This is a genomic window from Streptomyces sp. N50, assembly GCF_033335955.1.
Lineage (GTDB): Bacteria > Actinomycetota > Actinomycetes > Streptomycetales > Streptomycetaceae > Streptomyces.
Genome location: NZ_CP137549.1, coordinates 483,343 through 507,452 on the forward strand (window position 1 = coordinate 483,343; position 24,110 = coordinate 507,452).

The following is a 24,110-nucleotide window of genomic DNA, read 5'->3' on the forward strand; positions in this document are numbered from 1 at the left end:
GGAGAAGCGGCGTGACGAGTACGACTGATGGAGCTGCTGGAGCCACGACGCCGACCGGGCTCTGGGCGGGCGCCGACTTCCAGGAGCCGCCCCGCACCCCCGGCGGCGTGGCGCTGTGCGGCGCGTGCCGTGTCGCCGGTTCCTGCCGTCTGGGTGTGGAGGGCGAACGGCTCGACGCCGACGGCGTGGCGGTCTTCGAACTCACCTGTCCCCGCGACCAGGAGGGCGGCCCGAATGTCGCCCACGGCGGTTGGACGGCGGCCGTACTGGACGACTGTCTCGGTCATCTCCCGCTGCTGCACCGGGTGTTGAGCGTCACGGCGGAGTTGAGCGTGAGCTTCGTGAAGCCGGTGCCGGTGGAACGGCCGCTGGATGTCCGAGCCTGGGTCGAACGCCGGGAGGGCCGGCGCTGGTACATCGCGGGCGAGATGGTCCTGCTGCCGACCCGTGCCGTACTGGCCCGGGTCTCCGGGATCTGGGTGACCCGCGACCAGGGCCACTTCGCGCGGCACGAGGCTTGGCTGACCGCCCAGGAAGCCGGAGGCGAGGGCGAGAGCGGAAGCCAGGTCAAGGGCGGGGGCCAGGTCAAGGGCGGAGGCCAGGTCGAAGGCTCGGGTCAGTAGGACCGCAGCCCCATGCTCCGGGCGATCCCGTTGCGCTGGATCTGGCTGGTTCCCCCGGAGATCGTGGCCACGATCGACTCCCGGTAGCGGAAGCTCATCACGCTCTCGGTCGAGAAACCGTGCCCGGCACACACCTGCATCCCGAGCCGGGCGGCCGCCACATACGTCTCCGACCCCTTCAGCTTGGCCATCGAACCCTCCCGCGTGCACGGCTTGCCCTGGGCCAGTAGCCAGGCGGCGCGGTACGCGAGCAGCCGGGCGGAGTCGATCTCGGTCTGCAGGTCGGCCATGGCGTGGGCGAGGGCCTGGAAGTTCCCGATCGGACGGCCGAAGGCGTGCCGGGTGCGGGAGTACTCCAGCATCTCGTCCAGCGTGGCCTGAGCGGCGCCCAGATAACCGCCGGTGATGATCACCTTCTCCAGCTCGATGTTGGAGAGCATGACCTTCCAGCCCTCGTCGCGCGGGCCGACGAGGTTCTCCTTCGGGACCAGGGCGTCGTTGAAGAAGACCTCGTTGGTGCCGAGGATGTGCCGGGCCAGCGTCGGCGTCCGGCGCACCTCGACACCGTCCGTCGCGGGGTCGACGAGCAGCAGGCTGATGCCGCCGTGCTTGGGCTCGCGGGGTCCGGTCCGCACATAGGTCGCGATGGTGGTGTCGGGCAGGCCGCCGCCGGTGCACCACGCCTTCTGGCCGCGGACGAGGAACTGGTCGCCGTGGTCCTCGGCGGTGGTGCGCAGGGCGGCGGCGTCGGACCCGCTGTCCGGCTCGCTGAGGCCGACGGCGAGCCGGTGGCGCCCCGTCATCACCCGCTCACGGATGAAGTCGCGCTGCGCCTCGCTGCCCCACCGGAACACGGTGATCCCGGGGATGAGCACGCCGATGTAGCACATGGCGACGTCGAAACTGGCCCGCCCCAACTCCTCGGCGATCAGGATGAGTTCGAGCGGGCCACCGCCGTCGCCGCCCTCCTCCTCACTGAACGGGAGGGAGAACCACCCCAGATCGGCCATACCGCGGAACAGCTCGGGCGGCACGACGCCCTCCTCGTCCCACTGCTTGGCCCTCTCGGCCGGGCACACGTCGGCGACGAACTGCCGTGCCGTCGCCCGCAACAGGTCCTGCTCGTCGGTCAGCCCGAAGTCCACGGCCACTCCTCGACAGCACTAGGCTATTCATCTAGCTAATTATTCTATGTTAGCGGATAGGATGGTCCGCAGGAACGCACCTTCCGTACCTGAGGCCCTCGTCACCGACCGAGCCGTCCGCTTCGGCACCCGGGCCCGGCCCGACGGACCGCCCGCACGGTCGAGCCCCACATCCGCCGGCCAACCGCCGTCCCGGCCACACACCACAGGGCAGCCGCCTCTCGCGAGGCAACTGCCCTGTGAGCATTGAGCGCGGCTACGCCCTACTGAAGGAGCCAATGCGTGGCCTCGTACCCGATGTTGGGTGAGCTCGTGCATGTGCTGGAAGTGGAGACCTCGTACCAGCCACCCCAGGTGTTGGTCGCGTAGTCAAGATAGCTGCAGTAAGAACTACTCGTCGTGACGACTTTCACGGCTTTGCCGATGTTCTGAGCGCTCGAGGAAATTCCGTCGTAGATGTCATAAGCATTTGCGACATACGTGGCACGGCCGTTGCCCGGCATCTCGTACCACGTGTCGGCGGTCTGCCAGGTGTGCCAGATACTGCCGGACGGCGCGACACCGAAGCATTCGCTTTCGCCTCGGTCCCAGTCCACCAGGAGAAGCCAGTTGGAGTTGAAGTTGCCCGTTTTCCCGTAGCAGGTACGCTCCACCGCCGAAGCGGGCGATGCGAGAGTACCCAACAGGGCCGCCAGTGCGACGGCGAGGACGAACGGCAGGCGAAGTACCTTCACGTGTTTCTCCCGTATTCGGAAACCACGGATACTGGCTCTTGTCGTCTTGTGGTCGTCGATTCATGGTGGCGATTCATGGTCATCGCCCCGTGCGCACGCCAGACAGTAACGGCAGACGCCCCAACAAGAATCGACCAAGAAGTGAACAGCCTCACCCCAAGTCGCCCACCGGGCCCCGGCGTTCAGCTTCGCCCGGTCGCACCTACGGCGAAGGGGCGCACTCCGCACACGACGGCCTCGCACCCCGCCCTTGCCCCTACGCCTCCCCTCCGCCTAGCCTGATTTTGTGCCGCAAATAAACAAACCCCGAACGCACAACGCCGTGCCGGGCACCCCCACCGACCTCACCCGACTCCGGATCACCCTCACCGCGTTCTTCGCCCTGGACGGCTTCATCTTCGCCGGCTGGGTCGTCCGCATCCCCGCCATCAAGGCACAGACCGGCGCATCGGCCAGCACTCTCGGACTCGCGCTCCTCGGCGTCTCCGCCGGCGCCGTCATCACGATGATGCTCACCGGCCGCCTCTGCCACCGCTACGGCAACCACCAAGTCACCGTCGTCTGCGCCGTGTTGCTCTCCCTGAGCGTCTCCCTCCCCCCGCTCACCCACTCCCCCCTCACCCTCGGCCTCGTCCTCCTGGTCTTCGGCGCGGCCTACGGCGGGATCAACGTCGCGTTCAACAGCGCGGCCGTCGACCTGGTCAGGGCCATGCGGCGGCCCATCATGCCCAGCTTCCACGCCGCGTTCAGCCTCGGCGGGATGGTCGGCGCAGGGCTCGGCGGACTGGTCGCCGGGTTCCTGACCCCGACCCAGCACCTGTTCTGCCTCACCGTGATCGGCCTGCTCGTCACCGCCGTCGTAGGGCGCGATCTGCTGCGCCTGAAGCCCCCGGCTCCCCCCGAACCCCCGAAGGACGCCCCGAAGGACGCCCCGAAGCAGGAGACCGCCCCCCGCCGCCTCACCCCCCGCACCCGCAGCCTCGTCTTCACCTTCGGCCTGATCGCGCTCTGCACCGCCTTCGGCGAGGGCGCGCTCGCCGACTGGAGCGCCCTGCACCTGGAGCAGGACCTCGACGCCACCGCCGGTGCGGCCGCGATCGGCTACTCCTGCTTCGCGCTCGCCATGACCGCGGGCCGGCTCTCCGGCACCCGGCTGCTCGAACGGCTCGGCCGCACCCGCACCCTCGTCGCCGGCGGCACGACCGCCGCCCTCGGCATGCTGCTCGGCGCGCTCGCACCCACCCTGTGGGCGGCCGTCCTCGGCTTCGTGATCACCGGGCTCGGCCTCGCCAACCTCTTCCCCGTCGCCGTCGAACGCGCCGGCACCCTCGCCGGTCCCGACGGAGTCGCCATCGCCTCCACCCTCGGCTACGGCGGCATGCTCCTGGGACCGCCCGCCATCGGCTTCATGGCCGACTGGTACTCCCTCCCCGCCGCCCTCACCAGCGTGGCCGTACTCGCCGCCGTCGCGGCCGGAATCGGATTCCTCACCCGGCACGCCGCAGAGGGCTGATTCCACGTCACCGGGCGCAGCGAACCAGCCAACGAGCGTGCCTGTAAGGGCAGTTGAGGCCGACGAGGCGCATGAGCCGCGCCACGGGGTAATAACGTGGGTGTCCACGGCCGATCTTCGACGGTTCCGTGGTTCTCACCGCCGTAAAGCACAGGAGCGTCCATGACCGAAGCGGCAGACAACTCCGAGCAGGATCCGCTCGCCAGGTTCGACACCACGGTGCCGCAGTCGGCCCGGATCTGGAACTACTGGCTGGGCGGCAAGGACAACTACGAGGTGGACCGCCTCGCCGGTGACGCGTTCCGCGAGATCTTCCCCGGCATAGAGACCGGCGCCCGCGCCGCCCGGTACTTCCTCGCCCGCGCCGTCCGTCACCTGGCCGGCGAGGAGGGCATCCGGCAGTTCCTGGACATCGGCACCGGACTGCCCAGCGTGGACAACACCCATGAGATAGCCCAGCGCGTGGCACCCGAGTGCCGCATCGTCTACGTCGACAACGACCCGCTGGTGCTGGCCCACGCCCGCGCGCTGCTCACCAGTTCCCCGGAGGGCGTCACCAACTACGTCGACGCCGACCTCCGCGACCCGGCCACCATCGTGCGCGAGGCCGCCAAGACCCTGGACTTCGACAAGCCCGTCGCCCTCATGCTGATGGGCATCCTGGGCCACATCGAGGACTACGACGAGGCGCGCGCGATCGTACGGCGCCTGGTGGACGCCCTGCCCGCCGGCAGCTACCTCGTGCAGTACGACAGCACCGACACCAGCGAGGCCTACGTCGACGCCATCCGCCAGTACAACGAGGGCGGTTCGATCCCGTACATCCTGCGCAGCCCCGAGCAGATCGCGGGCTTCTTCGAGGGCCTGGAACTGATCGAACCGGGCGTGGCCTCCTGCTCGCGCTGGCGCCCCGACGAGAGCGCCTGGGGCCTGCCCGCGGAAGTCCACCAGTACGGCGGTGTCGCCCTCAAGCGCTAGAACCCGCCCGGCAGTTCAGGTCCTTGGAAGGATCACGTCCTTTGACGGATCACGTCTCCTGAAGGATGCGATGCAGGATCGTCGGAGTCTCCTCCGGCGATTCCGCCTCCACCACCAGCCGGTTCATGACGTCCCAGTAGCACTCGATCTCGGTCGGCCGGTCGGGATAGAGGGCGGTGACCCGCTGCTCCAGGTAGACCATGTCGGGCAGCCGGCCCCCGGGCAGCCGCAGGATGGTCACCGGACCGGCCTCCCCCGCGTGCCCGCCCGCGAGGAACGGCATCACCTGGACGGTGACCTGCGGCAGCCGGCAGATCTCGATGAGATGCCTCAACTGGGCCCGCATCGTGCCGATTCCGCCCACCGGACGCCGCAGCGCCGCCTCGTCGATCACGGCCCAGAGCTGCGCCGCCGGCCGCCGGCGCAGAATCCGCTGCCGTGTCATCCGCAGCTTGACCCGCCGGTCGAGTTCCGCCCGCCCGGCGCCCGCGTGGGTGAGCCGGAGGGAGGCCCGCGCGTAGTCCGGGGTCTGCAGCAGGTGGGGAACGCGCTGGACCTCGAAGCAGCGGACCAGGCTCGCCGCCTGCTCGGCCCCGAGGTAGGCCCGCGCCCACGTGGGCACCACATCGTTGAAGTGCTGCCACCAGGCAGGGGAGTTGGCCTCCTCGGCGAGGGCCAGCAGGGTGGCGCGCTCGGCCTCGTCCGTGAGGCCGTAGAGGGTGAGCAGGTCGGCCACGTCGCGCGGCTTGAAGCGGTGGCGGCCGGCCTCCAGGCGGCTGATCTTGGAGCGGGAGGCGCGGATGGCCTCACCGGCGACCACGCGGGCGATGTGCCGCTCCTCCCGCAGTTCACGCAACCGCGCGCCCAGCACCAGCCGCGGCACCACGGGGCCGGCCGACAGCCCGTCCAGCGGCGTGGTTAAGACCTCATCGGAACCCATGCACGATCTCCCTGCGGTGAACTGCCCCTGCACGCCCGCGAGTTGTACGTCCACGACGTGCGCGCCGGCGGACGCTGAAGCCAGCCATCCTAGAGGGCTGCCGGGCCCGCGATCTTCGACTCGCGGGAATGATCTGTACCTTTACGGCCAGGCCGACACGTAGGCATTTCCTATATGATTTCGCGCGCAGCCGATCCCAGCGGCGGACGCGAGCACGGTCCGCCGGAGTCACAAAAACCCTATCCACCAGACCAGTTCATGCCGCAGGCCTTGACGCGCCCGGCTCCCTCCCCCACGATCACCGCATCGATTTCCTATCTGATTCCTACTTGAATCCGCAGGGGTGGGTCATGCGCTTCCCAACCAGATCTGTCCTGCCCGGAGTTGTCGCCGTCGCCCTGCTGGCGACGGGGACAGCGGCCTGTACCTACAAGAACTCCGGTGCGCAGTCCGGCAGTCAGGCCGCGCCGGCCGCCCGGACCGGTGGCGGCGCCGAACTCGGGGACGCCTCCGGGACCAAGGTCGCCCTCGTGCCGGGCGGCGCCCACCCGTACTTCCAGCCCTGGAAGACCGCGGGCGCCGCCGCGAAGAAGACGTACGGTCTCGGAGCCGTCGCCTTCGACGAGACGGCGGAGTGGGACCAGCAGAAGCAGAACAACCTGCTGTCGACGCTCGCGGCCCGCGGCTACAACGCGTTCGGAGTGTTCGGCGTCTCCCCCACCGACATCAACTCGACCTTCGCGGATCTCAAGTCGCAGGGTTTCCCGGTGGCTTCGCTGGGTTCGTGCCCCGCGGGCGACAAGGACGACGCCGACTTCTGTCTCTCCACGGACGTCCAACTCGCCGCCTACAAAGCCGCGAGGGCGGCGATCGCGGCCATGGGCGGCAAGGGAACCCTGGTCCACCTCACCGGCAACAACGTTGACGCCAACACACAGTTGAGGATCAAGGGCGTCGCCCAGGCCGTGAAGGAGTCGGGCGGCAAGGTCAAGCTCCTCCAGACCATCACCGACATCGACACGGACCTGCAGACCGCGCAGAAGGCGGTGTCCGACCTGATGGCGGCGAAGGGCGGTCAGATCACGGGCATCGTCGCGACCGCCTACAACCCGGCCGTCGCCGCGGCCGACGTCGTCAAGTCGTCCGGTTCCAAGGCGAAGGTCATCGCCATCGACGACGACGCCAAGATCCTCAGCGGCATCAGGCAGGGCACGGTCACCGCCACCGTCGTACAGAACCCGGTCGGACAGGCCGAGATCGGGGTCTGGGCGCTGGCGCTGCTCCAGACGAAGCAGTGCACGGTGCGCTCCCCGGGCGTGGAGGTGGACTCGGGTTCGTTCGTCGTCACCAAGGCGAACGTCGCCGGTTACGACACGGCGCGGCAGGCGAAGACCGCCGAGCTGAAGAAGCAGTTCGCCGACAAGATCCTCTCCTGCGCCTGACGGCCGCCCACCGCTGACCGCCGGGCTTCGCCGATCGCCAACTCCCCCGACAGAAACCGGAATCGCTGAATGAGCAGCAGCATCATCACGGCCGCGACCGCCAGGCTGGCCGACATCGCCGTCGAGCAGGACCGCACCGACGCCGTGCAGTCGTTCGTCAAACAGGAGACGGTCCTGGTCGACCTGGCGACGGCCGACGGCCTCGCGGGAACCGGCTACTCCTACACGATCGGCACCGGCGGCAGCTCCGTACTCGCCCTGCTGCGCGACCACTTGCTGCCCGTGCTCGTCGGACAGGACGCGCGTAACGTCGAGGCGCTCTGGCAGCGGCTATTCGCGCTGACCCGGTCCACCACCACCGGGGCCATCACCTCGCTCGCCCTCGCCGCCGTCGACACCGCCCTGTGGGACGTGCGGTGCAAGCGCGCGGGCGAACCGCTGTGGCGGCTGGCCGGCGGTCACCGCCAGGAGGTGCCGGTCTACGACACCGAGGGCGGCTGGCTGCACCTGAGCGCCGAGGAACTGGTCAAAAGCGCCCTGCGCGCACAGGAGTCGGGCTGGGCGGGCGTCAAGATCAAGGTGGGCCGGCCGCACCCCGCCGAGGACGCGGAGCGCCTGCGCGCGGTCCGCGAGGCCGTCGGCCCCTCCCTCCACATCATGACCGACGCCAACCAGTCCCAGACGGCGTCCTCCGTCCTGCGGCTCGCGGCGGCCCTTGAGCCGTACGACCCGTACTGGCTGGAGGAGCCGCTGCCCGCCGACGACATCAACGGGCACGCGCGGCTCGCGGCGGCGACCCGAATCCCCGTCGCAGTAGGCGAATCCATGTACTCACTCATGCAGTTCCGCTCCTACCTGGAGGCGGGTGCTGCGTCCGTCGTGCAGGTCGACGCCGCGCGGATCGGTGGCATCACGCCGTGGCTGAAGGTCGCGCACCTCGCGGAGAGCCACAACGTCGCGGTCTGCCCGCACTTCCTGATGGAGCTGCACGTGAGCCTCGCCGCCGCCGTACCGAACGGCCAATACGTCGAGTACATCCCGCAGTTGAGGGCGGTCACCCGCACCGAACTGACCATCCGCGACGGGAAGGCCGTGGCCCCGGACGCACCGGGCATCGGCATCGACTGGGACCCGGACGCGCTGGACGACCGGAGGGTGGCATGACGACGATCAGCCCACCGGACACGGTCCCGGAGGAGAAGACGGCACCGCACCGCATGCCGTTCTGGGTCAACCAGCGACTCGGCCTCCTGGTCCTTGTCATCGCCCTCAGCGTGCTGTTCGGCGTGCTCCGACCGGCCTTCCTGGACCAGCAGTTGGTGCTCTTCCCGCTCTTCCGAGACGTCGCCACCCTCACCGTCGTCGCGCTCGCGCAGATGGTGGCCCTGTCCGTGGGCCACATGAACCTCGCGGTCGGCCGCATGGCCGCCTTCGGCGCGATGTTCGCGGGCCTCGGCTACGACCGTCTCGGCGTCCCCATGCAGGTCGGGCTGTTGATGTGCCTGGCCGCCGGGGCGGCGATCGGCGCGGTCACCGGCTGGCTGATCGCCCGTACCGGAGTGAGCTCCTTCGTCGTCACCCTGGCCATGGACTTCGCCCTGCTCGGCCTGGTCTCCCTCCTCTACTCGTCCCTCACGGACGACGCCGCCTTCACCACCCACCCCGCCGGAATCGACGCCCTGCGCTCGTACTCCCTCGCCGACATCTGCGCGGGCCCCGTCTGCGGCCTGCCGGCCATCCCACAGATAGCCCAGTTCACCGTCCTCGCGATGCTCGCCCTCGGTTTCCTCTACGGCTGTACGCGCATCGGCCGGGAACTGCTGCTCACCGGCGCCAATCCGGCCGCCGCGGAGTTGTCCGGCATCCCCACCGGGCGCCGGGTCCTGCTCGCGCACACGCTGTCCGGGCTGCTGGCGGCGCTCGCCGGGTTCATGGCGGCGGCCGGGACGGGTACGTTCCGTGCCTCCATCGGCGACGACTTCATGCTGCCGTCCTTCCTGGGCGCGGTACTTGGCGGCACCCTGCTCACCGGTGGGGTGGTGTCGGTGCTGGGCACGCTGCTCGGCACGGCGCTGGTCGGGGTGATCCGCAAGGGCCTCGACCTGCTCGGCGTCGGGCTGGAGAGCCTGAACATCTATCTCGGCTGTGTCCTCCTGCTGGCCCTGTCGGCCGACCGGATCCGCACGGTGGTGTCCTATCGCAAGGTGGTGCGCTCCACATGAACCGCTTGAACGTGACGCTGGGTCAAGGGAGTTGGGGCGGCGAGGTGCTGCGCCGGTTCTCCCGTTCCACGGCGGCGATGCTGCTGTGCGTGGTCGTGGTGGGATACGTGGCGCTGGGCATCGCCTCGTCGGGCTCCTTCTTCGAGGGTCCCTCGGTGCGGGTCTTCCTCCAGTACCTGGCCACGCCCATCCTCATCGGGCTGGCCCAGATGGTGGCGTTGTGCGTGGGTCAACTCAACCTCGCCGTAGGCGCGTTGGGCGGATTCACCGCCTGCCTGATGGGCGTTCTCATGGCCGACCACGGTGTGCCCGCCCCACTCGCCGTGGTCGTGGGCCTGTTGACGGCCACGGCCATCGGGCTGGCGACCGGTGTCGCCATCGTGGGCACCCAGATCAACGGGTTCATCGTCACCCTCGCGACGATGACGATCCTCCTGGGGGCGCAGTACCGGCTCACCGGCACCCGTACCGTCGACGGCTACTCCCGCACGCTGCGCGACTTCGGCACGGCGGCGCCGCTGAACATCCCGCTCGTCTTCGTCACCGCGCTCGTCGCGGCGGCGCTGCTGGCCGCGTTCATGTACCGCACGGTCGCGGGCCGACGGCTCCTCGCGGCGGGCGGCAACCCGCTCGCGGCCCGGCTGTCCGGCATCTCGACCGACCGGCAGATCGTGGCCGCGCACACCCTGTCCGGGCTGCTGATCGGCGTGGCCGCCGTGACCGCCACGGCCTCGCTGCCCGGCGTCAACCGCAGTGTCGGCGGCGACTGGCTGCTGCCGAGCTTCGCCGCGCCGATCATCGGGGGCGTGGCCCTCACCGGCGGCTCAATTGCCGTACTGGGCACGGTCCTTGCGGCCTTCGTGACCCGGCTGATCGATGCCGCGCGAGCGCAGTTCTCGCTGGACCCGAGCTGGGTGAACCTCCTCATCGGCCTGGTCGTACTCGGCACGGTCGCCGGGGGCCGACTGCACCAGAACCGCCTGGAGAAGTCCGCGACGACCGACGGCGCCGTCCTGCCCCAGACCGGAGGTGCCCAGTGAGCGACACGGTTCTTCTCGAATGCCAGGACCTGGTCAAGGTGTTCCCCGGTGTCCGGGCGCTGGACGGCGTGGGGCTACGGCTGACCGCCGGGTCCGTACACGCGTTGCTCGGTGAGAACGGCGCCGGAAAGTCGACCCTCATCAAGGTCCTCACCGGCGTCCACTCCCCCGACGGCGGCCGCCTCACCTGGAACGGCCAACTGGTCCATCTGCGCTCGCCGTTGGAGGCGACCCGCACCGGCATCGGTGTCGTCCACCAGGAACGCAACCTGATCCCGGGCTTCTCGGTGGCCGAGAACATCACCCTGCAGAACCCGCCCTCCCACCGCGGCCTGGTCGACCGCGAGGCCATGACCGCACCGGCCGTGGCCTGCCTCGCGGAACTCGGCGTCGACCTCGACCCGCAGCGCCCGATACGCGAACTCTCCGTGGCGCAGCAGCAGTTGGTGGAGATAGCCAAGGCCCTCTACACCGAGAGCCGGGTGCTCCTGCTGGACGAGCCGACCGCGTCCCTCTCCCCGCAGGAGACGCAACGCCTCTTCGAGGTGATCCGGCGACTGGCCGCCCGCGGCGCGTGTGTCGTCTTCGTCAGCCACAAGCTGGAGGAGGTCTTCGAGGTCTGCGACACGGTCACCGTGCTGCGCGACGGCAAGTCGGTCCTGGAGTCCTCGCCCCTGTCGGACCACACCCACGACGACATCGTCGGCCTCATGGTGGGCCGCGCCCACGCGGCGACGGAGCTGCGCCCCCGCACAGTCGATCCCACCACCACCCCAACTCTCGTACTGGACAAGGTCTCCACCGCCGGCGGACACCGTGACATCAGCCTGGAGGTCCGCCCCGGCGAGATCGTCGGCCTGTACGGCTTGGTCGGCGCCGGGCGCAGCGAACTGGTCAAGGCGGTGCTCGGCCTGGACCGCATCACGGGCGGCGAGGTCCGCGTCCACGGCAGCCCGGTCCGCATCACGTCACCCCGCCAGGCCCTGCACGAGTACGGCATCGGGTATGTCACCGAGAACCGCAAGGAGGAGGGCGTCTTCCTTGAGCAGCCCATCGTCCGCAACATCACGGTGACGGTGTGGAAGCGGCTCGCCAAGGCGCTCGGGTTCGTGTCGGCGCGCGAGGAGCGGGACGTCGCGCAGGACCTCGTCGACCGCCTCGGCATCCGTGTCTCGGGGCTCGGGCAGAACGCGGGTGAGCTCTCGGGCGGGAACCAGCAGAAGGTCAGCCTCGCCAAGTGGCTTGCCGCGGATACCAAGTTGCTCGTCATCGACGAACCGACGGTGGGCGTCGACGTCCGCACCAAGCGCGCCTTCCATGAACTGATCTGGGACCTGGCCCGCGACGGCCTCCCCATCCTCCTCATCAGCAGCGACCTCGCCGAAATGGTCACCCTCGCCGACCGCATCGTCGTCATGACGGACCACCGCATCCGCGGCGAGGTCGACAACGACCGCGACTACGACCGCATGAGCGGCCGGGTCATCCGTCTGATCCACGACCGTACGGTGCGCACGGCAATCTGAACTCCCTTGGCCACGAGGGCTGTTCACACGGCGCGGGGTCAGGAAGCGGGCTCCTCGCCGTCCTCGATCTGTCGCTCCAGGCTGCGCGTCAGGTGCTCCGTCATCGCCTCCGCCGCCCGCTCGGGGTTGCGGCGGAGCACCGCGCGGACGATCCGCTCGTGCTCGGCGACGGTCGGGCCCCAGGCTCCAACCACCTTGCTGAGCCTGAAGATGTGCAGATGTGCGTGGAGCCGTTCCACCGCGTCCGCGAGCAGCGGTCGGTGCGCGGCCTGGCCGATCGCCTCGTGGAAGCGCTGGTCGAGGGCGGCGAAGTCGCGGTAGGACGCGTACCGTTCGTTCGGGCTCGGGTGGGCCTGCATCTCCTCGACGATCCGTTCAAGGCCGTCGAGTTGCGCCTCGGTCGCGTTGCCGGCGGCCAGTGCGGCGGCCTTCGGCTCCAACAGCAGCCGCATCTCGAAGAGTTCGTCGAGACCCTGGCTGGTGAGCAGCTGCGTGGCGCGGTATCCGGAGAGCGCCCGCTTCACGACCAGACCGTCGGACTCCAGTCGAGCGAGGGCCTCCCGTACGGGAGTCGGCGAGACCTTGAGAGTGCGGGCGAGCGCTTCGATGCCGACGCGGGCGCCCGGGGCGATCTCGTGGTCCATGACCATCGCCTTGATGCGCTCGTACACGCTGTCCGACAGCGCCTGCCGGACGGGCGGCGCACTCCGCTCGTCACCCTCGCCCTCGTCCGGAGCCCCGGCCGCGGAAGGACTGTGCGGCGGCATCCCGGCTCCCCCTCAAGGCACTTGACGTTCCCGACAGTTTACCCAGGTAGACGGGTTGAGAGGGGCTCCCGAGGAACATCGCCGTCAGCCCGCTTCAGCGGGAACCGCCGCTCCCCCGCTCTTCTCGGTCAGGTCGAGGCTGCTGCGCAGGCTGACCGGCTTGAGCAGGATCGCGGCGATCACCGCGAGGAGGGCGGCCGCGGCGGAGAGGAGGAAGATCCGCGCGGTGGCATCGCCGTAGGCGACCCGGATGATCTCCTGTACGGCGGCGGGCTGCGCGGCGATGTCCGTGGCGGTGCCCGTGGTCCGCAGTCCCGCCGAGGCGAGGCCGTGCGCGATCTGGTCCTGGACGTGCCGGGCCAGTACGGCGCCGAGGACGGAGACCCCGATCGTGCCGCCGAGGGAGCGGAAGAACGACACCGTGGAGCTGGCCGCGCCGATGTCCCTCAGCGGCACGGTGTTCTGCACGACGAGCACCAGGTTCTGCAGCGTCATGCCGACGCCCATCCCGACACACAGCATCGCCACGGCGAGAAGGAGCATCGGCGTTCTGGAGTCGATCGTGCCGAGCACGGCGAATCCGACCGTGAGCAGGACGGCGCCGGTGATGATGAACGGCTTGATCTTCCCGGTCCGGCTGATCATCCGCCCCGCGACCGTGGAGGCGATGAGAATCCCGGCCATCATGGGGATCGTCAGCAGGCCCGCCTCGGTGGGGCTGTGCCCGCGGCTGAGCTGGAAGTACTGGCTGAGGAACACCGCGGCACCGAACATGGCCGTACCGACGGAGAGGCTGCCGACGATCGCCAGCGCGGTCGTGCGCTGCCGCACGATGTCGAGCGGTACGACGGGTTCGGCGGCCCGCGACTCCACCCACACGGCCGCGCCGATCAGCACCAGCCCGCCCGCCACCATGACCGCGGTCTGCCAGGAGGCCCAGCCGAAGGAGTTGTCGACGAACGACACCCACACCAGCAGCACGCTGACACCCGAGGCGATCAGCGTCGCCCCCAGGTAGTCGATCCTGACGTTCTCGCGCCGGAGGACGGGAAGGTTCAGCGTCCGCTGGAGCATGAACAGCGCCACGGCCGCGATCGGCACGCCGATGAAGAAGCACCAGCGCCACCCCAGCCACGAGGTGTCGACGATGACACCGCCGAGCAGCGGCCCGCCGATGGTCGACGTGGCCGTGACACTGCTCAAGTAGCCGCTGTAGCGGCCGCGTTCGCGCGGCGGGATCATCGCCGCGAGGGTGATCTGGACGAGGGCCTGCACACCGCCGACGCCGACACCCTGCACGGCCCGCGAGGCGATGAGCTGCCCCGCGGTCTGGCTCACCCCGGATGCCACGGCGCCCAGCACGAAGACACCGATGGACACCTGCACGAGGGTCTTCTTGCTGAACAGGTCGGCGAGCTTGCCCCAGATCGGCGTCGTCGCCGTGGTGGTGAGCAGCGTCGCGGTGACGACCCACGTGTACTGCGTCTGCGACCCGTGCACCGCCCCGATGATCTTCGGCAGCGCGCTGGAGACGACCGTACTGCTGAGCGTGGAGACGAACAGCGCGAGCAGCAGCCCGCTGAGCGCCTTCAGCACCTTCCGGCGGGCCGCGGGGGTTATGTCCGACGGACTCGACTCGTTCACTGCCGTGCTCATACGCCGGACTCCAAGCGACCCGTTCGCTATACACCGCGTATAGCGATATCGGCTCACCATACATGGCGTATAGCGAGGGAAAACAGGGCCGCTCCCCCGCCCTGGCTGACCGGGATCGCTTCCATGTGGGAGTTCCTATTGATTAGCGACTCCGAAAGGGCTGCCAATCAACTGTCTGGCCGGTGGACTCGGTGCAGCGGGGGAGGCCGTCCCGCGCCCCCTGGGGAAGGGGCGCGGGACCCTCGACGGGCCCGCGGTTCCGCGGGTGACGCTCCACGGAACGGGAATCCCCGTTCGAACAGAACATCCGGCGGGGACGGACGGTGTCGTCGCGTCGCGTAGAGGGGGAATGGCATGGGGCGTCCGGAGAGTCCGCTGGACCCGGAGGCCGGGCCGGTGCAGCGGCTCGCGTACGAGTTGCGTCAACTGCGGCGTGAGGCAGGGGGGATCACCTACCGGGCCATGGCCGGCCGGGTCGAGTTCTCCGCGGCCACGCTGTCGGAGTCGGCGGCCGGCGAACGCCTCCCGTCCTTGGCCGTCGTCCTCGCCTACGTACAGGCCTGTGGCGCGGACCCCGGTGAGTGGGAGCGGCGTTGGCGGCAGGCGGCCGAGGAGGAGGCCGGGCGGCCGGCCGAGGACGGCGAGGGGGCCACTCCGCCGTACCGGGGGCTGTCACGGTTCGAACCGGGTGACAGCGGCCGCTTCTTCGGCCGGGACCAACTGGTCGCCGATCTCGCGGAGTTGGCCCTGGACAACCGCTTCGTGGCCGTCGTCGGCACCTCGGGCAGCGGCAAGTCGTCCCTGCTGCGCGCCGGACTGGTCCCGGCCCTGCGCGGCGACGCCTGGCCGGGAGCCCGCCCGACGGCCGTACGCATCCTGACCCCCGGCGAGCACCCCGCGCGCACCCACGCCCGCGCGCTCACCCCCGCCGAGGGCACCGCCGCCGGCACGGAGGGCGGGGAGACGTGGGTGATCGTGGACCAGTTCGAGGAGGTGTTCACGCTCTGCCGGGACCCCGCCGAGCGCGCCCGCTTCCTCGACCGGCTGCTGGCGGGCTCCCGGGCCGCGGGCGGGCTGCGGGTGGTGATCGCCGTACGCGCCGACCTCTACGGCCGGCTCGGCGAACACCGCGGTCTCGCGGCCGCTCTGCACGGCGCGAGCCTGCTCGTCGCCCCGATGACCCCGGACGAACTGCGCGACGCCATCGCGAAACCCGCCACAGCCGACGGCCTGAGCGTCGAACGGGCCCTGGCCGACCGGATCATCGCGGACGTCACCGATCAGCCCGGCGGCCTCCCCCTGATGTCCCACGCGCTCCTGGAGACCTGGCGCCGCCGCCGCGGCCGCACGCTGACCCTCAAGGGGTACGAGGCCGCCGGCGGTGTCAGGGGCGCGATCACCCAGACCGCCGAGGACCTCTACGGCAGCCTGTCCCCGCAGGAGGCCACGATCGCCCGCCAGGTGATGCTGCGGCTGATCGCCCCCGGCGAGGACAGCGACGACACCAGCCGTCCCGCCCACCGCGCCGAACTCGACGGCGCCGGCGACGGCGACACGGCCGTGGTCCTGGACCGGCTGGCCCGGGCCCGGCTGATCACCCTCGACGACGACACCGTCGGCCTCGCCCACGAGGCCCTGATCACCGCATGGCCCCGACTGCGCGAATGGATCGACCGCGACCGCGAGTCGCTGCGCAGACGCCGATCACTCACCGAAGCGGCCACCGCCTGGGAGCAGTTGGACCACGACACCGGCGCCCTGTACCGCGGGGCCCGGCTGACCGCGGCCGAGGAAGCCTTCACCGGCTCGCGCAGTACCGACCAACTCACCCCGCCGGAAAGGGAGTTCCTCACCGCGAGCCTCCGGACGCGGGACGCGGAGGAGCTCGTGGCAGCCCGTACGACCCGCCGGCTGCGCGCTCTGATCGCGGCGCTGGCCGCCCTCCTCGTGCTGGCGGTCGTCGCCGCCGGACTGGCGTTCGTCCAACGGCAGAGTGCCGTCACCGCGCAGCACATGGCGCTGTCCCGGCAACTCGCCGCGCAGTCCGCGGCGTTGCTGGACACCGACCCCGACCTCGCCTCACTGCTCGCGGTCCAGGCGTACCGCACGGGCCGCAGCGCCGAGGCCGTCACCGGCCTCTACACGGCAGCCGCCCTGCCACTGCGCCACCGCCTGAACGTCGGCGGAAAGGTGCGGTCGGTGGCGTTCAGCCCGGACGGGCGCACTCTGGCCACCGCGAGCACCGACGAGACCGTCCGGCTGTGGGACACCGCTACCGGCACACTGCGGGTCACACTCGCCGGCCACACCGGACCCGTCCGGTCGGTGGCCTTCAGTCCGGACGGCCGTACGGTGGCCGATGGCGGGGATCACGGCCTTGAGCTCTGGGACGTGGCCACGGGCACGGCCCGCGGCAGACTCACCGCGCACGGCCGGGTGGTGGCGGTGGCATTCAGCTCCGACGGCCGTACGATCGCCGCTGCCGCAGTCACGAAGGTGAGCCTGTGGGACGTGGCCTCGCGGAAGACCCGCGCCACGCTCAAGGGGCACACCGGCACTGTCTGGTCGGTGGCGTTCAGTCCCGACGGCCATCTCCTCGCCACCGGCGGCGACGACGGCACCGCACGGCTGTGGGACGCGGCGACCGGCAGGCCCAGGGCCGTCCTGCACGGCAACGGCGCCCAGGTGTACCCCTTGGCCTTCAGCCCCGACGGTCAGACCCTCGCCGGTGTCGTCGGCTACACCGTCCGGACCTGGCAGGTACGGGCTGCGCTGTCTCCCCACGGCGGGAGCGGTACCGGCCGCGTCCTGCTCTCCAACCACCCCGGCGTGGAGTGGTCGCTGGCCTTCAGCCCGGACGGCCGCACCCTGGCCACCACTGGGAACGACAAGACACTGCGGCTGACGAACTTGGCCACCGACGAGACCCGGTTCATCACCACCGGGCACACAGAGGGAGTGAACGCGGTGGCCTTCAGTCCGGACGGCCGTACCTTGGCCACCGGCAGCGACGACCGCACGGCCCGCCTGTGGCAGCTGGACACCGGAGAGGCCCGTACGACCTTCAGCAGCCCGCCCGGTTCCATCCTGTCGGCGACCCTGAGCCCCGACGGCCGCACCCTGGCCACCGGCGGAGTCGACGGGAAGGTCCGCCTGCGGAACACGGCCGGCGGGGCTCTCAGGGCCACCCTCGTCGGTCACACCGCACCCGTCGAGTCGGTGGCCTTCAGCCCGGACGGCCGGACTCTGGCCACCGGTGGCGTCGACTGGACCGTCCGGTTGTGGGACGTGCGCACGGCGAGGTCTCGCCTGGTTCTGCGCGACACGGCCTCCGTCATGTCGCTCGCCTTCACCCCGGACGGCCGCAGCCTGATCGTCCGTCACAACAGCCGCGTGAACGAACTGCGACGGTGGGACACGGTCACGGGCAAGGCACACACCCTCACCACCCAGCACACCAAAGCCATCTGGTCCGTGGCCGTCAGCCCGGACGGTCGCACTCTCGCAACCGGCTCGTACGACAACACGATCGAGCTCCAGGACCTCGCCACCGGCGCCGTCCGGGCCACCCTCACCGGCCACACCAACGGCGTCCGAGCGCTCACCTTCAGCCCTGACGGACGGACCCTCGCCAGCGGCGGCGCGGACCGAACCGTACGTCTGTGGGACGCGGCCACCGGGAAGCAGCAGGCCGTCCTCAGCGGCCACGGCGACGAGGTACGGGCGGTGGCGTTCAGCGCCGACGGCCGCACCGTGGCCAGCGGCAGCGACGACGGCACCGCGCGCCTGTGGGACGTGGCCACGGGAAGGCTGCGGGCCGCATTGACCGGCCACGTCGGTCCCGTGACGTCCGTGGCATTCACCTCCGACGACCGCACCCTCGCCACCCGCGCCGACGACGGGACCGCTCGGCTGTGGAGCGTGACCCTGCTCGACCCGGAGCAGGCCACCGCCAAGATCTGCGCCGCCGTGCACCGCGACCTCACGCCGCTCGAACGCGCCACCTACCTCGGCGGCCACCGGGACGCGACCTGCCCCGCCTGACCGCCCCGCGCCTCGCTCCGCACCAGCCGATCTTCCGCAAAAGAAGGAGAAGGACATGTCCATGTCCGTATTCAAACGAGTCCTCGCCATGGCGACCGCCATGGCCGCCGCGGCGGTGGTCTTCGCGACGCCGAGCGCGAGCGCGGTCCCGTCCGCTCCGTCGGGCTTCACCCTGGTCACGCACGGCGACGTGTCGGCCGACGTGGTGGACGGCCTGTACTACTGGGAGAACGCCGCGAGCGGCCAGTGCCTCAACCAGGACTACAGCGGCGGCACCGCGCACCACGACGTCCTCGCGTGGGCCTGTGACACCGCTGCGGACAACCAGTGGTGGTGGCTCTCCAGCGATTCCGACAACAGCGCTCAGTGGATTCTGGAGAACTACAAGAGCGGCCAGTGCCTGAACCAGGACTACAGCGGAGGGACCGCACACCACGACGTCCTCGCCTGGCCCTGTGACAGCTCGGCGGACAACGAGAAGTGGTACCTCTACGCGAACACGGCCAGGACCGTGTTCTATCTCCAGAACGTCAAGAGCGGGCAGTACCTGAACCAGGACTACAGCGGCGGCACCGCGCACCACGACGTCCTCGCCTGGCCCTGGGCCGGCGGCACCGCCAACGAGCGGTGGTACCGGGAGTCGTAGACCACCGTTCGCCACCAGGCGGTGTGCGCGGCCCGCGTACGACCGTCCGGGCGCTGCCTTTTTCGCGTCGGCGCACCATCCTTTCCCGTGGACGTGCTGTCCAGCCGGAACCGCCGGGACGGCAGCGCGGTGCCTCGTGGGCATCTGATATATCGCTGGTATGCGCACTGAATACAACCCGGCCCAGATGGATCCGATGGCGGTCTATCGCCTGCTCACCTCGACCGTCGTGCCACGTCCCATCGCCTGGGTCTCGACGGTCTCGGCCGAGGGGACCGACAATCTCGCTCCGCACTCCTTCTTCACGGTCTCGTCGGTCGCGCCGCCCATCGTGCAGTTCACCTCGGTCGGCCGTAAGGACTCGCTGCGCAATGTCGAGGCCACCGGGCAGTTCGTGGTCAATCTCGCCCCGGAGTCGCTGATCGACGAGGTGAACAAGACCGCCACGGACTTCCCGGAAGGAGTCAGCGAGTTCGACGCCGTGGGCGTGGAGCGCGAGGCGAGCGCGCGGGTGAAGGCACCGCGCGTCGCCCGTTCCCCCGTGGCGCTGGAGTGCGAACTGCACAGCACGCTCGGACTCGGCAACTCCACCGTGGTCTTCGGACGCGTGGTGCACCTCGCGATCGACGAGACCGTCCTCCACGACGGCCACCCGGAGATCACCCGGCTGCGCCCCTTGGCCCGCCTGGGCAAGGACGAGTGGAGCACCGTCGGCGAGGTCCTCGACCTGCGCCGCATCCGGTACGCCGACTGGTCCGAGTCGAGCTGAGACGAGGTCGGAGGTCCGCCCCCTCCGCTCAGTTCAGCCGCCCCCACGCGGCGACCAGCTCCGACAGGTACAGCGTCGCCCGCACCTCCGCGCACGCGTCCGACAGCCGTCCGCGCAGAGTCTCTACGTCCACTTCCTCACCGTCGGCGGCACCGCTGCGCTCGATCAGCGGCAGGAGACTGCGCACGGTCTCGGCGACGAGAGTCATCGCCGCCGAGTCCGCGTCTCCGGTCGGCACGGCGACGGCGACGGCGGGATCGGCCAGCCCGGCGGATCGCAGCACCTGTGCCAGTCGTTCACCCATGTCGGGGTCGCTGCCCGCCTCACGCTGCCCCGCGCAGATCCACTCCCGGCACCGCGTCACCAGCGGCACGTCGGGGATGGCCCGCGCCCGCGAGATGTTGATCTCCTGGAACGTCACGAGCCCGCCGGGACGTACCAGCCCGGTCAGCTCCTTCACCACGGCTGCCGGGTCGGCGAGATGCATCAGGATCAGTCGGCCCACCAACGCGTCGACAGGCTCCGGGAGTTGGACATCGGGCAGCACATGGCGCTCGAAACTCACGTTCCGGATGTCGGCCGCGGCGGCGTTCCCGCGCGCGACCTCCAACACCTCGGGATTCATGTCCACGCCGACGACATGACCGTCCGGGCCGACGATGCGCGCGGCCGCGAGGGAGACTCCGCCCGTGCCGCAGCCGACGTCCAGGACGCGCATTCCCTCCCGTAGGCCGGCGGCCCTCAAGAGGTATTCGGTACACCCCGCGTACAGCGCGTCCTGCACGTCCAGCCGGACCGCCTCCCCAGAGGTGTTGCCCATCGCGTAGGCGGTCGTGTCCGTCCCTGGCATGTCCGTTCCGTCCTCTCGGCGTTCGTGAGCACCGGGCGGAACACTGCGTCTCCGTCAGAAAGGCCGGTGCGGTCCAGACTCTGCCAAGGCCGGACGAAGCCGTCTTTCGCGTCGGCGCACAGCCCTTTCCCCTGGACGTGGTGTCCGGCCGGAACCACCGAGCCGCAGGTCGCACCGCACGCGGCGTACAGTCGCCCCATGCCGGACACTGGGCGAATCGAGCCGACGCCGCCCCGCAAGAACCTGCGCGAAGAGCAGAAGCTCCTCACCCACCGCCGACTGCTCGACGCTGCCGTCGAGGTGTTCACCGAGAAGCCGTTCCTCGACGCGCGGATGGAGGACATCGCGCAGGCGGCGGGGGTGACACGGGCCACGGTCTACGCCCACTTCCCCGGAAAGGCCGAGATCGTCGACGCGCTGGTGGAGCGTGTCTACGGCGTGATGGGCGAGGCCTACGCCGACCTCGCCGCGCTGCCGCGCTGGACCCGGGCCGGCATCCGCACCTGGCTGGACGATGCCGCGGACCGCTGGCGCGAGATGGCGCCCCTCCGCCGCGTCGCCAACGCGGCGGCCCCGGCGGCGCTCCGGAGTCTGGGTGAGGGCCGGGTGCAGTACGTCGAGGCGCACGAGCGGTATGTCGCGATGCTGGTCGCTCCGCCGGAGCGGTGGCAGGGCGTCGACCCGGCGGAGGCTCGCCAGCGCGCGCTGATGGCCGTACTGCAGACCGAGTCGTTCTTCGCTGCCTGGATCGCCGTGGAATGGCCGTTGGAGACCGCCGACCCGCTGGAGCTGCTGGCCGACTCGCTGTGTCATCTCCTCGCCCCCGCGGTGGAGAACGACGGCACGCCCGGCTGACCGCTGGAGGACGTACCGCAGGGGTGGCCGTCCTTCGGCGTCGCGACCGAAGGGCAACCACCCCTGGAACAGCGGGTGTTGGTGGTCAGGCGGTCTCGCCGAGCGTCGCCGCTCCGGCGGCCGGATGTGTCGCCGCCGCGGCCTCCTCCTCACCGTGCGGCGCCCGTGCGCGGATGCCGATCGTGAGGAGGGCGACGGCCGCGGCCACCAGCATGCCGATGCCGCCGACGAGGGCGCAGGTGTGCAGCGCGTCCGTGAAGCTCGCTCCGTAGGCGGCCAGCGCCTGGCCCGTCGCCTCGCCGGTGTTCAGGTGCAGGAAGGCTCCCGCCTGGATGCCGGCGCCGTTGACCATGCCGATGACCTGGCCCTGGTCGGCCGGGTCCAGGCCGGACGCGGCGACGTGTCCGGGCAGGGTGCCGAGGGTGCGGTGGGTGAGGACGACGCCGAAGATGGCGGGGCCCAGGGCGCTGCCGATCTGGCGGAGGGCGCTGTTGGCGGCACCGGCGGTGCTGCCCAGGCGGCGCGGCAGGCTGTTCATGGCGATGGTGGTGATCGGAGCCATCGCCAGCGCGATGCCGATCCCCAACACCGCGATGACCAGGGCCGCTTCACCGGTACCGGTGGCCGCGTCGAAGAGACTGACCAGGAGCGCCCCGATGCCGCCGACGAGCAGGCCGGTCACCAGCACGAGACCGGGCGAGAACCGGTGCATCAGCCGGCCGACGACGGGACCGAGGACGACGGTGAAGCCGTTGAGCGCGATCAGGCGCAGCCCGATGTCCCACGTCGAGGCGTGATGGACGAGTCCGAAGTACTCGCTGAGCGAGAAGACCAGACCGACCTGGGCGAACAGGGTGAGCGCCATGACGAACGCGGCCCCGGAGAACGCCGGGGACTTGAACAGCCGCATGTCCAGCATCGGGCAGCGCGACCGCAGTTCGACCAGGACGAAGGCCGGCAGGGCGAGCACCGCCACGACGAACGCGGTGACGACCTCGGCCGAACCCCAGCCCGGGGCGCCGCCGCCCTCGATGACGCCGTAGACGACGGCGGTGATGGCGACGATCGCGAGGAGTTGGCCGGGGATGTCGAGGTGGCGTTCGCGGTCCGAGCGGGAGTCGGTCAGGGCGAAGGCGCCGATCAGGACCGTGACGGCGCCGATGGCCAGGGTGGGCAGGAAGATCCAGCGCCAGCTCGCGTGCTCCACGATCAGCCCGTTGAAGAGCGGGCCCAGGGTCAGGCCCAGGCCGAGGGCGGCCGTCCACAGGGCTATCGCGGCGGTCCGTTTGCGGTGGTCGGGGCAGACGTGGCTGATCAGGCCGAGGGTCGCGGGCAGCAGGGCGGCGGTGCCCACGCCGGTGAGCGCCTGGCCGACGCAGACCTGGACGACGCTGTGGCCGGTCAGGGCGACGAGACAGCCGAGACAGGACAGCGTCAGGCCGATCAGGTACATCTTCTTGCGGCCGTAGAGGTCACCGATGACACCGCAGGTCAGGAGCAGTGCGGCGGTCGGCAGGATGAACGCGTCGGTGATCCACTGGAGCCCGGTGGTGGACGCGTCGAGCGCCTGCTGGATCACCGGCAGCGCGACCGACACCCCGACGACCGGCAGGTAGGAGACGAAGACTCCCACGCAGGCCAGGACGATGGTGGCGGTGGCGTTCCGGGACGGACTGTCCGGCTGTGGGGCCGGAGGTGAGACTTCGGACACCTGGGTCGGCATGGCACCTCACGCTTGATCGGCTCGAATCTCCATTGACATAAGCCATTTCCTTTCGGGAAATCGCTTCGGACCGTATACGGGGACCCGGTCCAGGAGATGCCGTTGGGCCTGCAAGCTAAGGTGAACAGCGGCGACGACACCCCGCCCCGAGAGGCGGAGACGCGCAGGTGGCGGGTGGTTCAGACGGCGGCGACGTTGGCGGTGATCAGCCGCAGGAGCTGCTTGGCCAGGGCGTCCTGAGCGGGGGTCAGGCCCATCGCGTCGCCGATGGCGAGGGGCACGGCGGCGGCCTGCTCGCGCATCCGCTCCCCGGTGCCGGTGAGCCGGATGGCGACCGAGCGCTCGTCGTCCCGCCGGCGTTCGCGGAGCAGCAGACCGCTCGCCTCCAGCCGCTTCAGGAGCGGGGAGAGCGTGCTGGACTCCAGCTGGAGGGCGGTGCCCAGGTCCCGTACGGAGATCGAGTCCTGCTCCCAGAGGACGAGCATGACGAGGTACTGCGGGTAGGTCAGACCCAGTTCTTCCAGCAGCGGCCGGTAGCGGGCGGTCACCGCACGGGACGCCGCGTACAGCGCGAAGCACAACTGGTCGTCGAGGAGCAGCGATCCCTCGGCCGGTACCGCGGCGGCTGGGCTCATGG

Annotated in this window: 20 protein-coding genes; 12 read left to right on the forward strand and 8 right to left on the reverse strand. The window is 70.3% G+C overall.

What is annotated here, in order from left to right:
• The first annotated feature begins 11 nt into the window (after positions 1-11).
• Positions 12-623 carry a PaaI family thioesterase gene (locus tag R2B38_RS02220; RefSeq protein WP_318014686.1) on the forward strand — a complete coding sequence of 204 codons (612 nt, stop codon included), beginning with the start codon at positions 12-14 and terminating at the stop codon, positions 621-623.
• Here the strand turns inward: R2B38_RS02220 and R2B38_RS02225 are convergent.
• The gene (locus R2B38_RS02225) at positions 617-1,768 is read right to left on the reverse strand and encodes an acyl-CoA dehydrogenase family protein (protein WP_318014687.1); all 1,152 of its coding nucleotides are present in this window, start codon (positions 1,766-1,768) and stop codon (positions 617-619) included. The genes R2B38_RS02220 and R2B38_RS02225 overlap by 7 nt on opposite strands.
• 263 nt (positions 1,769-2,031) lie before the next feature.
• Positions 2,032-2,502 (reverse strand): hypothetical protein, encoded by a 471-nt coding sequence (locus tag R2B38_RS02230; protein WP_318014688.1) that lies wholly within the window; start codon positions 2,500-2,502, stop codon positions 2,032-2,034.
• A 322-nt stretch (positions 2,503-2,824) separates the two neighbouring features.
• Here R2B38_RS02230 and R2B38_RS02235 point away from each other — a divergent pair, with 322 nt between their 5' ends.
• On the forward strand, positions 2,825-4,015 hold the full coding sequence (locus tag R2B38_RS02235) for an MFS transporter (RefSeq protein ID WP_318014689.1): 1,191 nt from the start codon (positions 2,825-2,827) through the stop codon (positions 4,013-4,015).
• A gap of 162 nt (positions 4,016-4,177) precedes the next feature.
• Positions 4,178-4,993 (forward strand): SAM-dependent methyltransferase, encoded by an 816-nt coding sequence (locus R2B38_RS02240; RefSeq protein WP_318014690.1) that lies wholly within the window; start codon positions 4,178-4,180, stop codon positions 4,991-4,993.
• Between the two features lie 49 nt (positions 4,994-5,042).
• Here R2B38_RS02240 and R2B38_RS02245 read toward each other — a convergent pair whose 3' ends face one another.
• Positions 5,043-5,933 (reverse strand): helix-turn-helix domain-containing protein, encoded by an 891-nt coding sequence (locus R2B38_RS02245; RefSeq protein ID WP_318014691.1) that lies wholly within the window; start codon positions 5,931-5,933, stop codon positions 5,043-5,045.
• A 350-nt stretch (positions 5,934-6,283) separates the two neighbouring features.
• On the opposite strand from R2B38_RS02245, the gene R2B38_RS02250 reads away from it, so the two are divergent.
• The 5 genes from R2B38_RS02250 (at position 6,284) to R2B38_RS02270 (ending at position 12,163) form a co-directional block, all read left to right on the forward strand.
• The gene (locus R2B38_RS02250) at positions 6,284-7,375 is read left to right on the forward strand and encodes a sugar ABC transporter substrate-binding protein (protein WP_318014692.1); all 1,092 of its coding nucleotides are present in this window, start codon (positions 6,284-6,286) and stop codon (positions 7,373-7,375) included.
• A 69-nt stretch (positions 7,376-7,444) separates the two neighbouring features.
• Positions 7,445-8,539 carry a mandelate racemase/muconate lactonizing enzyme family protein gene (locus R2B38_RS02255; RefSeq protein ID WP_318014693.1) on the forward strand — a complete coding sequence of 365 codons (1,095 nt, stop codon included), beginning with the start codon at positions 7,445-7,447 and terminating at the stop codon, positions 8,537-8,539.
• The gene (locus R2B38_RS02260; RefSeq protein WP_318014694.1) at positions 8,536-9,597 is read left to right on the forward strand and encodes an ABC transporter permease; all 1,062 of its coding nucleotides are present in this window, start codon (positions 8,536-8,538) and stop codon (positions 9,595-9,597) included. Before R2B38_RS02255 ends, R2B38_RS02260 begins: the two co-directional genes overlap by 4 nt.
• Positions 9,594-10,637: an ABC transporter permease gene (locus R2B38_RS02265; RefSeq protein ID WP_318014695.1), complete on the forward strand. Its 1,044-nt coding sequence runs from the start codon at positions 9,594-9,596 to the stop codon at positions 10,635-10,637. The genes R2B38_RS02260 and R2B38_RS02265 overlap by 4 nt, the downstream gene beginning before the upstream one ends.
• Positions 10,634-12,163, forward strand: coding sequence for a sugar ABC transporter ATP-binding protein (locus R2B38_RS02270; RefSeq protein WP_318014696.1), 1,530 nt, complete (start codon positions 10,634-10,636; stop codon positions 12,161-12,163). Before R2B38_RS02265 ends, R2B38_RS02270 begins: the two co-directional genes overlap by 4 nt.
• A gap of 38 nt (positions 12,164-12,201) precedes the next feature.
• Here the strand turns inward: R2B38_RS02270 and R2B38_RS02275 are convergent, their stop codons facing one another.
• Positions 12,202-12,930 (reverse strand): GntR family transcriptional regulator, encoded by a 729-nt coding sequence (locus tag R2B38_RS02275; protein ID WP_318014697.1) that lies wholly within the window; start codon positions 12,928-12,930, stop codon positions 12,202-12,204.
• Between the two features lie 84 nt (positions 12,931-13,014).
• Entirely contained in the window at positions 13,015-14,586 is a 1,572-nt protein-coding gene (locus tag R2B38_RS02280; protein WP_318014698.1) for an MFS transporter, read from the reverse strand.
• Between the two features lie 354 nt (positions 14,587-14,940).
• On the opposite strand from R2B38_RS02280, the gene R2B38_RS02285 reads away from it, so the two are divergent.
• From R2B38_RS02285 to R2B38_RS02295, 3 genes are all read left to right on the forward strand, one after another.
• Positions 14,941-18,630, forward strand: a complete 3,690-nt coding sequence (locus tag R2B38_RS02285; protein WP_318014699.1) for a helix-turn-helix domain-containing protein — start codon at positions 14,941-14,943, stop codon at positions 18,628-18,630.
• 55 nt (positions 18,631-18,685) lie between these two features.
• Positions 18,686-19,276 carry an RICIN domain-containing protein gene (locus R2B38_RS02290; protein WP_318014700.1) on the forward strand — a complete coding sequence of 197 codons (591 nt, stop codon included), beginning with the start codon at positions 18,686-18,688 and terminating at the stop codon, positions 19,274-19,276.
• Positions 19,277-19,436: 160 nt separating this feature from the next.
• The gene (locus R2B38_RS02295; protein ID WP_033278424.1) at positions 19,437-20,045 is read left to right on the forward strand and encodes a flavin reductase family protein; all 609 of its coding nucleotides are present in this window, start codon (positions 19,437-19,439) and stop codon (positions 20,043-20,045) included.
• 28 nt (positions 20,046-20,073) lie between these two features.
• Here the strand turns inward: R2B38_RS02295 and R2B38_RS02300 are convergent, their stop codons facing one another.
• The gene (locus R2B38_RS02300; protein WP_318014701.1) at positions 20,074-20,895 is read right to left on the reverse strand and encodes a class I SAM-dependent methyltransferase; all 822 of its coding nucleotides are present in this window, start codon (positions 20,893-20,895) and stop codon (positions 20,074-20,076) included.
• A 198-nt stretch (positions 20,896-21,093) separates the two neighbouring features.
• Between R2B38_RS02300 and R2B38_RS02305 the strand changes: the two genes are divergently transcribed.
• Positions 21,094-21,750 (forward strand): helix-turn-helix domain-containing protein, encoded by a 657-nt coding sequence (locus tag R2B38_RS02305; protein ID WP_318014702.1) that lies wholly within the window; start codon positions 21,094-21,096, stop codon positions 21,748-21,750.
• An 85-nt stretch (positions 21,751-21,835) separates the two neighbouring features.
• Here R2B38_RS02305 and R2B38_RS02310 read toward each other — a convergent pair whose 3' ends face one another.
• Together R2B38_RS02310 and R2B38_RS02315 are read right to left on the reverse strand one after the other, a co-directional pair.
• Positions 21,836-23,473, reverse strand: coding sequence for an MFS transporter (locus R2B38_RS02310; protein WP_318014703.1), 1,638 nt, complete (start codon positions 23,471-23,473; stop codon positions 21,836-21,838).
• A 179-nt stretch (positions 23,474-23,652) separates the two neighbouring features.
• Complete coding sequence (locus R2B38_RS02315; RefSeq protein WP_318014704.1) at positions 23,653-24,108, reverse strand: MarR family winged helix-turn-helix transcriptional regulator; 456 nt, start codon at positions 24,106-24,108, stop codon at positions 23,653-23,655.
• Between the last annotated feature and the right edge of the window lie 2 nt (positions 24,109-24,110).

What these genes read in the sequence shown, in the direction of transcription:
- R2B38_RS02290 (WP_318014700.1), top strand. Translation starts at nt 18,686, where the DNA reads ATGTCCATGTCCGTATTCAAACGAGTCCTCGCCATGGCGACCGCCATG.
- R2B38_RS02315 (WP_318014704.1), bottom strand. Translation starts at nt 24,108, where the DNA reads ATGAGCCCAGCCGCCGCGGTACCGGCCGAGGGATCGCTGCTCCTCGAC.
- R2B38_RS02285 (WP_318014699.1), top strand. Translation starts at nt 14,941, where the DNA reads ATGGGGCGTCCGGAGAGTCCGCTGGACCCGGAGGCCGGGCCGGTGCAG.
- R2B38_RS02245 (WP_318014691.1), bottom strand. Translation starts at nt 5,933, where the DNA reads ATGGGTTCCGATGAGGTCTTAACCACGCCGCTGGACGGGCTGTCGGCC.
- R2B38_RS02295 (WP_033278424.1), top strand. Translation starts at nt 19,437, where the DNA reads ATGCGCACTGAATACAACCCGGCCCAGATGGATCCGATGGCGGTCTAT.
- R2B38_RS02240 (WP_318014690.1), top strand. Translation starts at nt 4,178, where the DNA reads ATGACCGAAGCGGCAGACAACTCCGAGCAGGATCCGCTCGCCAGGTTC.
- R2B38_RS02260 (WP_318014694.1), top strand. Translation starts at nt 8,536, where the DNA reads ATGACGACGATCAGCCCACCGGACACGGTCCCGGAGGAGAAGACGGCA.
- R2B38_RS02265 (WP_318014695.1), top strand. Translation starts at nt 9,594, where the DNA reads ATGAACCGCTTGAACGTGACGCTGGGTCAAGGGAGTTGGGGCGGCGAG.
- R2B38_RS02305 (WP_318014702.1), top strand. Translation starts at nt 21,094, where the DNA reads ATGCCGGACACTGGGCGAATCGAGCCGACGCCGCCCCGCAAGAACCTG.
- R2B38_RS02300 (WP_318014701.1), bottom strand. Translation starts at nt 20,895, where the DNA reads ATGCCAGGGACGGACACGACCGCCTACGCGATGGGCAACACCTCTGGG.
- R2B38_RS02250 (WP_318014692.1), top strand. Translation starts at nt 6,284, where the DNA reads ATGCGCTTCCCAACCAGATCTGTCCTGCCCGGAGTTGTCGCCGTCGCC.
- R2B38_RS02310 (WP_318014703.1), bottom strand. Translation starts at nt 23,473, where the DNA reads ATGCCGACCCAGGTGTCCGAAGTCTCACCTCCGGCCCCACAGCCGGAC.
- R2B38_RS02280 (WP_318014698.1), bottom strand. Translation starts at nt 14,586, where the DNA reads ATGAGCACGGCAGTGAACGAGTCGAGTCCGTCGGACATAACCCCCGCG.
- R2B38_RS02255 (WP_318014693.1), top strand. Translation starts at nt 7,445, where the DNA reads ATGAGCAGCAGCATCATCACGGCCGCGACCGCCAGGCTGGCCGACATC.
- R2B38_RS02275 (WP_318014697.1), bottom strand. Translation starts at nt 12,930, where the DNA reads ATGCCGCCGCACAGTCCTTCCGCGGCCGGGGCTCCGGACGAGGGCGAG.